The organism is Streptomyces sp. NPDC006326 (assembly GCF_040612915.1).
Lineage (GTDB): Bacteria > Actinomycetota > Actinomycetes > Streptomycetales > Streptomycetaceae > Streptomyces.
The window spans coordinates 1-14,760 of the sequence record NZ_JBEXRC010000008.1 but is presented as its reverse complement, the minus strand read 5'-3'; the positions used below and the strand labels follow the sequence as shown (position 1 = coordinate 14,760).

At 75.5% G+C, this 14,760-nt stretch carries 7 protein-coding genes; 1 reads left to right on the top strand and 6 read right to left on the bottom strand.

What is annotated here, in order from left to right:
• Positions 1–10: 10 nt before the first annotated feature.
• The 6 genes from ABZ128_RS08760 to ABZ128_RS08735 all read right to left on the bottom strand — a co-directional run bounded on the left by ABZ128_RS08760 (position 11) and on the right by ABZ128_RS08735 (position 14,137).
• Positions 11–6,346: an amino acid adenylation domain-containing protein gene (locus ABZ128_RS08760; protein ID WP_356846972.1), complete on the bottom strand. Its 6,336-nt coding sequence runs from the start codon at positions 6,344–6,346 to the stop codon at positions 11–13.
• 176 nt (positions 6,347–6,522) lie between these two features.
• Positions 6,523–8,841, bottom strand: coding sequence for a lantibiotic dehydratase (locus tag ABZ128_RS08755; protein ID WP_356846971.1), 2,319 nt, complete (start codon positions 8,839–8,841; stop codon positions 6,523–6,525).
• A gap of 10 nt (positions 8,842–8,851) precedes the next feature.
• Positions 8,852–9,124 carry an acyl carrier protein gene (locus ABZ128_RS08750; protein ID WP_356846970.1) on the bottom strand — a complete coding sequence of 91 codons (273 nt, stop codon included), beginning with the start codon at positions 9,122–9,124 and terminating at the stop codon, positions 8,852–8,854.
• Positions 9,121–10,293, bottom strand: coding sequence for a pyridoxal-phosphate dependent enzyme (locus tag ABZ128_RS08745; protein WP_356846968.1), 1,173 nt, complete (start codon positions 10,291–10,293; stop codon positions 9,121–9,123). The genes ABZ128_RS08750 and ABZ128_RS08745 overlap by 4 nt, the downstream gene beginning before the upstream one ends.
• Entirely contained in the window at positions 10,290–11,795 is a 1,506-nt protein-coding gene (locus ABZ128_RS08740) for an amino acid adenylation domain-containing protein (protein ID WP_356846966.1), read from the bottom strand. Before ABZ128_RS08740 ends, ABZ128_RS08745 begins: the two co-directional genes overlap by 4 nt.
• The gene (locus ABZ128_RS08735) at positions 11,795–14,137 is read right to left on the bottom strand and encodes a lantibiotic dehydratase (protein WP_356846965.1); all 2,343 of its coding nucleotides are present in this window, start codon (positions 14,135–14,137) and stop codon (positions 11,795–11,797) included. The genes ABZ128_RS08740 and ABZ128_RS08735 overlap by 1 nt, the downstream gene beginning before the upstream one ends.
• Before the next feature lie 250 nt (positions 14,138–14,387).
• On the opposite strand from ABZ128_RS08735, the gene ABZ128_RS08730 reads away from it, so the two are divergent.
• Positions 14,388–14,606, top strand: a complete 219-nt coding sequence (locus ABZ128_RS08730; RefSeq protein WP_356846964.1) for an MbtH family NRPS accessory protein — start codon at positions 14,388–14,390, stop codon at positions 14,604–14,606.
• Positions 14,607–14,760: the final 154 nt, after the last annotated feature.

Sequence of the window (14,760 nt, the reverse complement as noted above, 5' to 3'; positions counted from 1 at the left end):
CGTCGGGCGATCAGAAGTCGGAGGTCAGGGACAGGTCGATCTCGTCGTCGCTCATCGAGGAGATCTGTTCGACGAGTTGGCGCTCCACCTCGGCGGCCAGCAGCGCGACCGTCGGGTGGTCGAACAGGTCGCGCACCTGGACCGGGCAGTCGAAGGCGGTGCGCAGGCGGGAGGCGGCGGCCACGGCGCGCAGGGAGTGCCCGCCCAGGGCGAAGAAGTCCTCGTGGACGCCGACCTCGGTCAGACCGAGCACCTCCGCCCAGATCTGGGCCGTCACCACCTCGGTCGGTGTGCGCGGCGCCGTGAACGCGGCGGGTGCGGGCAGTTCCGGGTCGGGCAGGGCGGCGGTGTCGAGCTTGCCCTGCACGGTCCGCGGCAGGGCGTCGAGCACCACGAAGGAGGCCGGGACCATGTAGCCGGGCAGCTGCGTCCGGCAGTGCTCGGCCAGCGCCGCGGGGTCGAGCCCGCGGCCGGCCGCGTAGCCCACCAGGGTGCGGTCGCCGCGCAGCTCGCGGACCAGGACGGCCGCGCCGTGCACGCCCGGGTGCTGTTCGAGGACGGCCTCGATCTCGCCGAGCTCGATGCGGAAGCCGCGGATCTTGACCTGGTGGTCGGTGCGGCCGAGGAAGTCCAGTTCGCCCGAGGGCAGGCGGCGGACGATGTCGCCGGTGCGGTAGAGCCGGCCGCCGGTGCCCCCGTACGGGTCCGGGACGAACCGCTGGGCGGTCAGCGCGGCCTGGCCGAGATAGCCGCGGGCCAGTTCCGGCCCGCCGACGAGCAGTTCGCCCGGCACGCCGACGGGGACCAGCTCGTCGTGCGCGTCCACCACGTACAGCCGGCGCTCGCCCCAGGCCCCGCCGATCGGCACGCGGCCCTCGACCGGGCCGGTGACCAGGTGGGAGGTGGCCGAGATGACCGACTCGGTCGGCCCGTACGTGTTCTGCACCGGCACGTCCGGCAGGTACCGGAACCAGCGGGCCAGCGGAGCCGAGGGCAGGGTCTCCCCGCCGGTCACCGCGAGGCGCAGGCTCTTGAGGTCGTCGGCGACGGTGTCCAGCCGGGCGGTGATCTCCTCCCAGTACGAGGGGGTGACCTCCATGACGGTCACGCCCTCGGCGCGGACCTGCGCGGCGAGCTCCTCCACCGACCACACCACATCGGGGCGGACCACCACCGCGGCCCCCGCGGTCAGCGCCGGCAGGACCTGCTCCAGGGAGGCGTCGAAGGAGAAGGAGGCGAAGTTCATCACGCGGTCCTCGGCGGTGATGCCGAACTTCTCGCGGGCGGCCCGGGCATGGGCGCCAAGAGCGTGGTGCTCGACCCCGACCGCCTTGGGGCGGCCGGTGGAACCCGAGGTGAAGATGGTGCAGGCGAGCTCGCGCGGGCCCGGCGTGTGGCGGGGGGCGCCGGGGGCCGGCCGGACCTCCTCCACCGACAGCAGCGGCCGGCCCAGGGCCGCGGCCGACGAGGCGGTGGCCGCGTCGGTGACCACGCACCGCACGCCGGCCTGCTCGACCATGTACCGCAGCCGGTCCTCGGGCAGCCCCGGATCCAGCGGCACGTACACTCCGCCGGCCCGCCAGACCGCGGCCATCGCCGCCACCGACCAGACACCGCGGCTCAGGCACACCCCGACCGGCACCTCCGGCCCGACCCCGGCCGCCGTGAGCGCGAGGCCCAGGCCGCCGGTCAGGCCGTCCAGTTCGCCGTAGCGCACGACGTGGTCACCGCAGACCAGCGCCACCGCGTCGGGCTCGCCCGCCACCGTGAACGGGGGCGCCGCCGACACGCTCGGCGAGCCGGCCGCCGCCGCGGTGAGCTCCCCGTACTCCGCCGGCGACAGCAGGTCCAGCCGGGTCAGCGCCCGCCCCGGGTCCGCGAGCACCGACTCCAGCACCCGGCCCACGTGCCCGGCGAACCGGGTGACCGTGGCGGCGTCGAAGAGGTCGCTCGCGTACTCCACGTTCAATGCGAACCGGTCGGGATACAGCAGGAAGGTGGCGGTCAGGTCGAACTTGGCCGAGCCCCACGGCAGGACGAAGTGCTCCACCTCCAGGCCCTCGACGCGCGGACCCCCGGTGGCGCTCTCCTGGACGTCGAACATCACCTGGAACAGCGGATTGCGGGAGGGGTCCCGCTCCGGCCGCAGCTGTTCGACGAGCCGCTCGAAGGGCACCTCCTGGTGGTCGAAGGCCCCCAGCACCGCTTCCCGCACCCGGCCGAGGAACTCCTCGAAGGACGGCTCCCCGGACAGGTCCGCCCGCAGCACCACCGTGTTCACCAGCAGGCCGACCAGGCGCTCCAGCTCCACCTGGCCGCGGCCCGCGACCGGGGTGCCCACCGCCACGTCCTGCTGCCCGGACCAGCGGCCCAGCACGATCTGGACCACCGCGAGCAGCACCATGAACCGGGTCACCCCGTACCGGCGCGCCAACGCGCCGACACCCGCTTCCAGTTCGCGCGGGAGGTCGATCTCCACCGCGCCGCCCCGGCCCGACCAGCCCGCGGGCCGCGGGCGGTCCGAAGGCAGCTCCAGCACGGGCACCCCGGCCAGCGTCCGCTCCCAGTACGCCAGCTGCCGCTCCAGCACCTCGCCGGCCATCCGGTCGCGCTGCCAGACCGCGAAGTCCCCGTACTGCACCGGGACGGGTGCCAGCCGCGCCGTCCCGCCGGCCCGCCGCGCCGCGTAGCAGGCGGACAGCTCGCCGATGATCACGTCCTTGGACCAGCCGTCCGTCGCCACGTGGTGGAAGGCGATGACGGCGACGTGCTCGTCCGCGGACAGCTCCCACACCCCGGCCCGCAGCATCGGCGGGCACGCCAGGTCGAAGCGGCGGGTGGCATGGGCGACCGCCTCCTCGCGGACCCGGTCGAGGCGCGCGGCCTCGTCCTCCCCGGGCGCCGCGGGCGGTACGGACTGCCAGTGCAGCGGTACGCGTACGTCCGCCAGCACCCGCTGGGCCGGGCGGCCGTCCACCTCGGTCAGCGCCGTCCGCAGCGCCTCGTGCCGCTCGACCACGTCGTCGAGGGCCGCCTGCCAGGCCTCCCGGTCCAGTCCGCCGCGCAGCCGCCAGGAGAACCAGAGCACGTACTCGTCACCGGCGTCGGACATCCGGTCGAGGAACCACATCCGCTCCTGGGCGAACGACAGCGGCAGCGGACCCGAACGGTCGACGGGGACCACGGTGGCGGCTCCCGCCTGCCGGGCCGCGGCCACCAGGGGCCCGAAGGTGCGGATCCGGGGGTGTTCGAAGAGGGTGCGCAGCTCCACCTCGCGGCCGAGCCGTTCCGCGATCCGGGACACGGCCATGGTGGCGAGCAGGGAGTGTCCGCCCAGGTCGAAGAACCCGTCGTCGATGCCGACCCGGTCGACGCCCAGGACCTCCGCCCAGATCTCGGCGACCACCTGCTCGGTCGCATCGCGCGGCGCGACGAACTCCGATCCGCTCGCGGCCCGGTCCCGGCCCGGGAGCGCGGCCGGCAGGGCGGACCGGTCCAGCTTCCCGGAGGCGTTGACCGGCAGCGCCGGGAGCGCCACGAAGTCCGCGGGGACGGCGTGGTGCGGGAGCCGCTCGGCGCAAAAGGCCCTCAGCACCGACGGCTCGACCGGCCCGCCGGGGCCCGCCACCACGCAGCCGGTGAGGCTGCTGCCGCCCTGGGCGTCGGTGCCGACGGCCACCGCGGCCGCCGCCACCCCGGGGCACTCACGCAGGACGGCCTCGACCTCGCCGAGCTCGATGCGGAAGCCGCGGATCTTGACCTGGTCGTCGGTCCGGCCGAGGAACTCCAGCTCTCCGGAGGGCAGTCGGCGGACCAGGTCACCCGTGCGGTAGAGCCGGCCGCCGTCCTCCGCGTAGGGGTCGGGGACGAACCGGGCGGCCGTCAGGGCGGGCTGCCCCAGGTAGCCCCGGGCCAGCTCGGGGCCGCCGATGAGCAGTTCGCCCGGCTCACCCACGGGGACGAGCTCGTCGCGGGAGTCGACCACGTACGTCCGGCGCCCGCCCAGCGGCCGCCCGATCGGCACCCCGCCCGGACCGCCGTCCGCCGCGACGTCATGGGTGGTGGCGGTGACGGTGGTCTCGGTCGGACCGTACGCATTGACCACCCGCACCCCGGGGACCCCCGACCGCCAGGCCGCCAGCGCCCCGGCCGGGACGGACTCCCCGCCCAGGATCAGCAGCCGCAGCGGGGCCAGCGCCCGCACGGCGGCGTCGTCGAGGGACAGGGCCAGCTGGGCCCAGTAGGTGGGCGGCAGGTTCAGCACCGTGATCCGGTGCCGCTCCACCACCGAGGGGATCTGCGAGGGCAGCCACTGCTCGTCCGGGCGCACGACCACGGTGGCCCCGCAGCCGAGCGCGGTCAGCAGCTGGTCCAGGGAGGCGTCGAAGGAGAAGGAGGAGAAGGCGAGCACCCGGTCCGCGGCGGTGACCGCGAACTGCGCGCGGGCCGCGGCCACATGGGTGGCGAGCGCGCCGTGCTCGATGCCGACGGCCTTGGGGCGTCCGGTCGAGCCCGAGGTGAAGATGACGTACGCCAGGTCACGGGGACCGGGCGTGTGGTGCGGCGCGTCCGGGTCCGGCCGGACGCCTTCCACGGGCAGCACCGCCGGGCCGAGCGCGCCGGCCCGCCCGCCGGTCGCCGCATCGGCGACGATGCAGTGCAGACCCGCCTCGGCGGCCATGAAGCGCAGGCGCTCCTCGGGCAGCGCCGGGTCCAGCGGTACGTAGACCCCGCCGGCCCGCCAGATCGCGGTCATCGCGGCCACCGACCCCACCCCGCGCCGCATGCACACCCCCACCGGCGTGCCGGGGCGGACACCCGCCGCCCGCAGAGCCGTTGCCAGGCCGCCGCCGAGGGCGTCCAGCCCGCCGTAGGACAGGGTTTCGTCCCCGCAGACGAGGGCCAGCGCGCCGGCCTCCCCGGACACCCGGAACGTCGGCGCGGCCGCCACCTGGCCCGCCGGGCCCGCCAGCTCCAGCAGCCGGCGGCGCTCGCGGCCCGGCAGCGGCTCGATCCGCCCGGCCAGTCCGGCCAGCGGGGTCTCGGGGGAGGCCACCACCGCGCGCAGCAGGGCGACGTACCCCTCGGTGAAACGGGCCATGGAGCCGGCGTCGAACAGGGCCGTGGAGTACTGGAGCCGGGCGGCGATGTCGCCGTTGGCGCGCAGGCTCAGGTCGAGGAACACGTCCAGCGGTGTACCGGTCAGCGGGGTCCGTACCAGCGACACGTCCAGCCCGTCCAGGCCCGCCGTGGCGGGGACGGTGTTGAGCAGGGTGAAAGACGCCTGCGCGAGCGGATGGCGGGAGAGGTCCCGCTCGGTGACCACCTCGCCGACCACCCGGTCGAAGGGGGCGTCGGCGTGCGAGAAGTCGGCGAGGGCGCCCGCGCGGACCCGCCCCAGCAGCTCGGCGAAGGTCGGCTCCCCGGACAGGTCGGTCCGCAGGACGATCGTGTTGACGAAGGGGCCGATCACATCGGCGACCTCCGCCCGCCCGCGGTCGGCCAGCGTCGTGCACACGGCGATGTCCGAGCGGCCGGAGTAGCGCGCCAGCAGGGCCTGGTACACGGCGAGCAGCACCATGTAGCGGGTCGCGCGGTGCTCACGGGCCACCCGGTCCACCCCGTCGACCAGCTCGGCGGGCAGCTCGAAGCGGACGACGTCCCCGGAGCCGTCCCAGAACGCCGGCCGGGGACGGTCCGCGGGCAGGGCGAGCGGGGGCACGCCCGCCAGCCGTCGCCGCCAGTAGCCGAGCAGCCGCTCCATGCGCGGGCCTGCCAGCCGCTTTGCCTCGGCGCGGGCCACGTCCGTGTACTGCAGCGCGGGCGCCGCCACCGCCTCGCCGCGGTAGCCGGCGGCCAGTTCGCGCAGCAGCACGTCCCAGGACCATCCGTCCACGGCGATGTGGTGGACCACCAGCAGCAGGACGTGCTCCTCGGGCCCGAGGCGGGCGAGGGTGGCGCGCAGCGGGTGCTCGCGGGCCAGGTCGAGGGGACGGGCCAGCTCCCGGTCGAACAGCTCGGCGGTGTCCGCCGCCTCCACCCGCTCCAGCACGGTGCGGCCCGGAGCGTCCACCTGCGGTACCGGTTCCCCGTCGACGGCGGTAAACCGGGTGCGCAGGACCTCGTGCCGGTCGACGATGCCGCTCAGCGACCGTTCGAGGGCCGCCGCGTCGAGGGCGCCGCGGATCCGCAGGGCCAGCGGCAGCAGGGATTCCGCGGAGCCTCCGGACAGCTGGTCGAGGAACCACAGCCTCCGCTGCGCGAACGACACCCCGTCACCCTCACGGGGGCTCCCGCCGGCATCGCTGCCGTGCTTCGCCCCGCCCTGCGCTGCGACAACCTTCACTGTGGGCCTCCAAGCGGTGTTTTCCTCAACACTGCTGGCCGCGCGGCCCCGTCAGTAGGGAAGAAGACGCAGCCGCGCGCGCAGCGGCCGGGGAGTAGAACGCGCAACGGCGGCCCCGCCCGGCCGGGATCCGGCCGGGCGCGCCGCCGCTGTGCGTCACTGGTCCCTTCGCGGGGTCAGCCCTCGTCCACCGCCACGAACCGCAGCTCGGAGGTGTACAGCTCCCCCTGGTCGTCGGTCAGCCAGGCCTGTTCGGGGCTCGGCAGCATCTCGGTGAAGACGGCCCGCCCCTCCGGTTCCCTGCGGGCCATCCGGCGGACCGCCTTGGCGAGGATGTTCACGTACACGGGGCTGTCGAAGTCCACGTAGAACGGCCGGGTCTCGGTGGGCAGGACGACGAAGACGAACCGCGGCATCCCGTGCCGCTCCCGCCACTGCCGGGCCCGTACGAACCGGCGCGCCTCGTCCTTCTCGTCGGCGAAGTCCAGGTCCGCGGGGGCCGGACGCCAGGTCTCGCGGGCCACCACCAGCCGGTCCACGGTGACCCGGGGGGAGTGCTCGGCATCGTCCGGAAGGATCTGGAACAGGTCCATCGCCAGGGTGGTCAGGACGTGCGAGAACACGTCCACCGCCGGGAACTCGGCCCCGTCGGGCAGGACCACCGCCAGTTCGCCGTCCGCCCGCTCGGTCACGGCCACGTCCGCGCTGAGCACCGTACGGGGGCGGCCGGGATCGGCGGTGAAGTCGACGAGCGCGACGTGGTAGTCCTCCGGGCGGACCAGGGAGTGCCGGATCCGGGCCGAGAGCCGCGAGCGGTGCTCCTTGGGCAGCAGCGGCATGAGCCGGGGCCCGGGGTGGTCGCGGCCGGTGAGCTCCGCGAGCTCCTCGGGGGCCGGGTGCTGGTGGACGAAGAGCGAGGCGCCCAGGGTGTTGGCCGCCACGTGCAGCTCACCGAGGACCAGCTCGAAGTCGCCCCGCGCGACGGCCCGTTCACCACTGGCCGCGATCATGATGTCGGGGCTGAGGTAGCGCGCGGCCGTCCAGCCGCCGCCCGGACCGCCGAACTGTCCGGCCACGGCCGCCGCGACCGCGTCCAGCGGCAGCGTCAGCCGGCGGCTGCCCGGCGGCGGCGCCAGGATCGCCGCCCAGCGCCTGCGGAACTCCCGCTGGAGCTCGGCCGACTCCGCGCGGGCGGCGCCGTGCAGGATCGGCATGCAGGCGAACCAGAACGCGGCCAGGTCGACCGGGCCCTGCCCGGCCAGCCGTGCGTACACCTCCTTCGCCCGGCCCATCACCGCATCCGCGAGCCGCGCCGTCAGCCAGCCGGCGCTGGTCAGCAGCGGGTCGAGCGGGGCGAGCGCCTCGTGCACGGTCCGGCCCAGGGCGGCGGTCGCCGCGCGCCGGCAGTCGGAGTACACCAGGGCGCGGCAGGGCGCCGTACCGGCCGCCTTCTCGCGGACGGCGGCCGTCTCGGTCAGCGCCGTGAACTCCTCCTCCAGACCGGTCAGCGCGGCCACCAGCTCCTCGGGCCCCTCGGCGGCCCGGACCCGCTCGCGCCCCCGCTCCAGCGTGTCGAGGGCGGCGAGCCCGGGCCGGCGCAGCTCCGCGTCCCCGACCCGCTCCAGCCAGGCCCGCAGGTACCGCTCCGGGTGGGCACCGGCCGGCACCTCCAGCTTCCAGACCACCCACCGGCGCGCCACCAGGTCGGCCAGGACGGCCGGCACGTCCACCTCCGGCAGCGCCGCCCGGATCTCCCGGGCCGGCCGTACGCCGTCGCACAGCGCGAGCACGGCCCGCGCCGCCTCCCCGAGGGACTGCAGCGGACGGCCCGGCACCGTCACCTCCATCCCGGCCTGGCGGACGAAGGGCACCCTGCGCGGCGCCACCCACTCCCGCAGCGCCGGACCGGTGTCGAGCACCGCGGCGAGGGCGTCGATCGCCCAACTGGCGAAGTACACCTGCGAGTCCGCGATCAGCCCGCTGCCGGGGTCGACCTCGACGCCCTGCGTGGTCAGGTCCCAGCGGCCCCACCCGACGGGTCCGAAGAAGCCGATGGTGTCGTTCTTGACGCAGAAGCGCTGCCAGTAGTGGGCGACGAGCTCCTCGCGCTGGCGGGGCATGCTGGTGCGGCCGGCGGCGGTCGGCGTCCAGTTCAGGAACGGCGCGATACCCGAGCCGAGCACCGGCCGGTTCTGCCAGGCCACCGCCTCGCGGAAGGCGGGCGTCCGGGCGATGTCCTGGAGGACGTGCGCGGTTTCCACCTGGGCCTCGGCGAACAGGCCGGCGAATTCCTCCCACCGCTCGCCGGACAGCGCCTCCCTGGGCGCGCCGGCCGTACCGGGCGGGCCCGCGGCGTCGGGGCGGAACTTGTCGGCGGCCGAGGCCAGTCCCGCCGGGGCCAGCCGCAGCACCCCCCGGGCCGGGAAGCCGGCCCCGCGCAGCGCGAACTGGTCCCACAGCCGCCAGCGGCCGCCGGGCACGTACGTGTCGGTCATGGCCTGCCCCTCAGGCCCGGACGAAGTCGGCGTCGACGACCTCGGCGAGGTCCGCGGGCGAGGGGTAGGCGAAGACGAGGGCGACGGGGACCTCCACGCCGAGGGCCTCCTCCAGCCGTGCGGTGATCCGGAAGGCGGTCAGCGAGTCGCCGCCCCACTCGTAGAAGTCGCTGTGCTCGTCGAGTTCGGCCACCCCCAGGGTGTCCCGGTAGATGCCGGTGACCAGCTCGGTCAGGGCGGGGCCGGTGAGCTGCGCGATCAGGTTCTCGGTCGTGGCGGTCATGAGATCTCCTCCAGGAAGGGACGTGCGGCGGCGACGGGTGCGCCGGCCGCGAGGGACGTACGGGACACGACAGCGGTGAGCGACGGAAGGCACGGGTGGGCCGGGGCCGCCGGCGCCGCGGGCAGGGGCGTGGCGAGCGCGGGCGCGGCCGCCGTGACGGACGCCGCCAGCGAGGCCGTCGTGTTGCCGCCGGAGACGATCGCGACGGAGCGGCCGTTGCCGCGGCCCACCCGCATGGCCCCGGCCAGGGCGACCGCCCCGCTGGGCTCGGCCTCCACCCCGCGCCGGCGCAGGAACGCCGCGGCGGCGAGGATCTCGGCGTCGGACACGGTGATCAGGTCGTCGACCCGGTCGCGGATCACCGGATACGGCACCGCCCCCGGCTGCTGGCCGCGCAGCCCGTCGGCGACGGTGTCGCTGGGCGCCAGCCGTACGGGCCGGCCCACGGCCAGCGAGCGGGCGTAGCGGGGCGTGCAGGCGGGCTCCACCCCCACCACCCGGACCGGATGGCCGTACGCGGCCAGGCACACCCCGGCCAGCAGCCCGCCCCCGCCCGTCGGGACGTAGACCGTCTCGGCGTCGGGAGCCTCGGCGAGGATCTCCATGCCGACCGTGCCCTGTCCGGCGACGACCAGTTCGTGGTCGGAGGAGGGCACGAGGACCGCCCCGGTTTCCCCGGCCAGCGTCCGCGCCCGGTCCTCCCGTTCGGCGACCCCGCCCGGCACCTGGACCGTCCGTGCGCCCAGCGCCCGGATCAGGGCGATCTTGGCGGGGTGCGCCCCGGCCGCCAGCACCACGGTCAGCTCGGCGCCGAGCGACGCGGCGAGCCGGGCCAGCGCGATGCCGTGGTTGCCCGAGGAGCCGGTGACGATCCGGCGGGCACCGAGCGCGAGGACGGCGTTCGCGGCCCCGCGCAGTTTGAACGAGCCCCCGTACTGGAGGTGTTCGGACTTCAGGAGCAGGCCCCAGCCGTCCCGCCGCCGCCCCGGGTGGGGCAGGCCCGGCAACAGCGGTGTCGGCCGGACATGACCGGCGATCCGTACGGCGGCGGCCTCCACGTCCGCGCGGCCGAGCGGGGCGCCCGCCGTACGGGGTGCGGTGCCGGCGCCCGTGGTCGCGGGGCCGGTCGTGGCGGTGGTGGCTGCGGCGGTGGTGAACGCGGTGGTCATGAACGGCCTCCGGACTGCGAGAGGGCGCGGCGGTCGGCCTTCCCGCCGCGGGTCGTGGGCAGCTGTGCCAGGCGGGCGAACCGGCGTGGCATCAGGTGCGGGGGCAAGGTGGTGGACAGGTGGGCGCGCAGCGCGGCGTCGCTGGTCTGCGCCAGGTCCCCGGTGACATGGGCGACGAGGAACACCCGTCCCTGCCCGTCGGTGCCGGAGGTGACGACCGCCCCCGTGACCCCGGGGTGCGCCAGCAGGGCGCCCTCGACCTCGGCCGGGTCGACGCGGTACCCGCGGATCTTGACCTGCCGGTCGCCGCGGCCGAGGTACTCCAGCCCGTCCGGGCCCAGGCTCGCCCGGTCTCCGGTCCGGTACATCCGGGAGCCGGGCGGCCCATAGGGGTCGGGGACGAACCGCTCCGCGGTCCGCGCCGGCTGACCCCGGTAACCGCGGGCCACGCCCACCCCGCCGATGCAGACCTCCCCGGGGGACCCGTCCGGCACCGCCGACAGGCCCTCGTCGAGCAGTCGTACGACCACCCCGTCGATCGGCGTGCCCACGGTGTCCGCCGACGTGTCCGGGTCGGTCGGCACGACATGGCGGGTCGAGGTCATCGTGCACTCGGTCGGCCCGTACTGGTTGACCAGCCGGCCCCGCACCAGCGGCCGGCCGCCCGCGGCCAGGAACGGCCGCAGCGACTCCCCGCTGGAGACCACCAGCCGCACCCCGGCCAGCAGCCGCTGCCCGTCCGGCTGCCCCGCCAGGAAGGACAGGAACGACGGGGTCACGCTCAACAGCGCGCTCACCCCGTGCTCGCGCACCGCCGCGCCGAACTCCTCGGGCCGCAGCAGCGCCGAACGCGGCACCACCACCAGCCGGCCGCCCGCCAGCAGCGGGGCGAAGGTGTCCCGCAGCGAGGCGTCGTAGCCGAGCGGCGCGACCTGCAGGGCCACGGTCCCCGGCCCCAGGCCGTAGTCGCGCACCACGAACCGCAGGTACGAGTCCAGGCTGCGGTGTTCGACCAGCACGGCGCTGGGCTCCCCGGTGCTCCCGGAGGTGTGGCTGACGTAGGCCAGGCAGCGCCCGTCCGGCGGCCCGGACCGCCCGCGGTGCGGGCCCGCCGCCGTCCCGGGCCGGTCCAGCAGCACCGGCGGGCCCGGCACCGGCAGGTCCAGCCGCTCGGCCAGGGCCGAGGTGGTCAGCAGCATGTCAGCGCCCCCGCTGCGCACCAGGGCGGCCAGGCGGGCGGGCGGCTGCTCCGGGTCCAGGCCCAGGAAGGCGGCGCCGGAGCGCACCACCGCGGCCGGGGCGACCACGGCGTCCACGCCCCGCTCCACGGCCACCGCGCACACCGTCTCCGGCCGGGCGCCCCTGGCCCGCAGCACCGCCGCCAGCGCGTCGATCCGGGCGGTGAGCTGCCCGTACGTCCACTCACCCGCCGGGGTGGTGACCGCGATCCGGTCCGGTTCGAGGGCGGCGTGCGCGGCGATGTCGTCGACGAAGGTACGCATCAGCGCCCGCCCTCCGCTTCCTGCTGCACCGCGCCGTGCTCGACCGCGCTCTGGTCGACGGCGACGAAGCGCAGCTCCGAGGTGTAGGCCGCGCCCCGGTCGTCGGTCAGCCAGGCCTGCTCGGGGGTCGGGAGCATCTCGCTCACCTTCAGCTTGGCGCCGGGGTCCTTGCGGGCCAGCCGGCGGGCGGCCTTGGCGAGGATCGTCAGGTACACCGGGCTGTCGAAGTCCACGTAGAAGGGCCGCGGTTCGGTGGGCGAGACCACGAACACGAACCGGGGCAGCTCGTGCTCCTGCTGCCAGTGCCGGGCCCGCACGTACCGCTTCGCCTCGGACTTCTCCTCCGCGAAAGCCAGTTCGGACGCGGCGAACGCCCAGGTCTCGCGGGCCACGACCATCTTGTCGATGCTGATCCGCGGGGTGCGGTCGCCCTCCGGGCGCAGTGTGAAGCGGTCCATGACGCGCTGGGTCAGCGTGTTGGCGTACACGTCGAGCAGGTCGAAGGCCGCCCCGTCGGGCAGCACCGCCGTCAGGCGGCCGTCCCGGTCCTCCACCGTCACGTCGGCGCACGGCACGGTCCGCGGCCGGTGGGGGTCGCCGGTGTCGTCGACCAGCGAGACGAAGTAGTCCTCGGGCCGGTCCAGCGAAGGCCTGCTGCGCGTCGACCACTTCAGCGGCAGCTCCTTGGGCAGCATCGGCAGCAGCCGCGGCCCGGGGAAGTCGCGGGTGGTCTCCGCGACCAGCTCCTCGCGGTCGGGGTGCTGGTGCACGAAGAGCGAGGCGCCCATCGTGTTGAGCGCGCTGTGCATCTCGCCGAGCACCATCTCGAAGTCCCCGCGCGCCACCGCGTCCGCGTCCTCGGCCAGCAGCAGCACGTCGGGGCTGAAGTACCGGGCCAGCGACCATCCGGCCCCCGGTTCCTCGAACTCGGCCCGCACCCGCTCGGCGATGTCCGCCGAGGACACCCGCACCCGCCGCGCACCCTCGGGAACGGCGAGGATCCGGGCCCACTTCGCCCGCAGCTCCGCCTGGATCGCGTCGAGATCCGCGCCCGCCTGCGCGTACGGGGAGGGCAGCGAGCCCAGCCACATCGACCCCAGGTCCACCCGGCCGGCCGGGCGCAGCCGCTCGTACACCTCGCGCAGGCGTTCCCCGACCTTCCCGGCGAACCGGTTCGTCATCCAGCGCGCCGCCGTCAGGCACTGGGCCAGCGGGGTCAGCTCGTCCAGGAGGGCGGTGCCGAGGGTCGCGGTGGCCGCCCGGCGGCAGTCGGAGTACACCAGCCCGCGGCAGGGCGCGGTCCGCGCGCCCTTGGAGCGCTGGGCGTCGGTGGCGGTCAGCGCGGCGAAGTCCCCCTCCAGGGCGGCGATCGCCGCGGTCAGCGCCTCGGCGTCCAGGCCCGCCGCCTGTACCGAGTCCCGGCCGCGCTCCAGTACCGCCAGCTTCGCCAGCGCCGGTTCGCGCAGCGCCGGGTCGCCGACGCGCTCCAGGATGGCCCGCAGCTCCCGCTCCGGGTAGGTGCTCGTCGGCACCTCCAGCCGCCAGTGCACCCACCGCTTGGCCAGCAGCCATTCCACGGTCTCGGTGGCCTGCGCCACGGGGATGCCGAGCGCCTCGGCGATCGCGCCCACCGGCCGGGTCCCGTCGCACAGGTCCAGGACGGCCCGGGCGGCCCCGCCGATGGGCTGCGGCGGCCGGCCCGGCAGGTGCACCGCCTGCCCTTCGGCCCGTACGAAGGACACCCGGCGCGGCGGGATCCAGGCCCGCATCGCGGGATCCGCGTTCAGCGACTTCGCCAGCGCGTCGATGGCCCAGCTGGCGAAGTACACCCTGGAGTCGGCGAGGAACCCGCTGCCGGGGTCGACCTCGACGCCGCGTGTGGTCAGGTCCCAGCGGCCCCAGCCGACGGGTCCGAAGAAGCCGATGGTGTCGTTCTTGACGCAGAAGCGCTGCCAGTAGTGGGCGACGAGCTCCTCGCGCTGGCGGGGCATGCTGGTGCGGCCGGCGGCGGTCGGCGTCCAGTTCAGGAACGGCGCGATACCGGTCCGCAGGACCGCCGGGTTCTGCCAGGCCACGGCCGCCCGGAAGCGGGGAGAGGCGGCGATCTCCTGGAGCAGCCCGGCGGTGCGCACGGCGCCGGTGTCGAACGCCGCGGTGAAGTCCTCCCATTCGGGCCCGGCGAGCGCGTCGCCCGGCCCGAACTTGTCGGCGGCCAGGGCCAGCCCGGGCGGCGCCATGCGCAGGACCCCCTCGGCGGGGAAGCCGGGTCCGCGGAGCGCGAAGTGCTCCCACAACCGCCACCCGCCCGTGGGCAGGTGCACGTTCTCTGGGGTGTCCGACATGGCGGAGCTCCTTCCGGCCTGAGCCTGAGGGGGTGGCATGGCCGGCGGCGTCGGACGCCCGGCACCTGTCGGTACCTCCCGGACGCCACCCTGGCTTCGGCACACCCTGCCGCCGGGCGCGGACGGGCCGCCAGGGAAGGAGCGGCAGCACCGGCCGCCGGTCCTTCTGCGCGTTTGTCCCTATGGGCACCAGAGGTCTTCACGGCACGCTTGGCCTCGCTGACCGAACGACTGCGGGAGGACCGAAGCGATGAGTGACACCGACGAGGCCGGCGGGGCCGGCTACCTGGTCGTGCGCAACGACGAGGAGCAGTACTCCGTGTGGCGGGCGGACCGCGAGCTGCCCGGGGGCTGGTACGCCGAGGGCACGACCGGTTCCCGGCAGGAGTGCCTCGACCACATCGGCCGGGTCTGGACGGACATGCGTCCGCTGAGCCTGCGCCGCACGATGGCGCAGTCAGGGGCCTGAGGCCCCGCAGGACGGGGGTGTGATCGCCGGTCGGCGTGGCTGAGGCGCGGGGGGACCGATACATCCAGGAGACGGGCTGGGAAAACAAGCAGGAGGAGTTGAACCGCCGGGTCCGCGCCCGCGACGAAGCGTATCGAAGGCTGCTGCTCCTGGC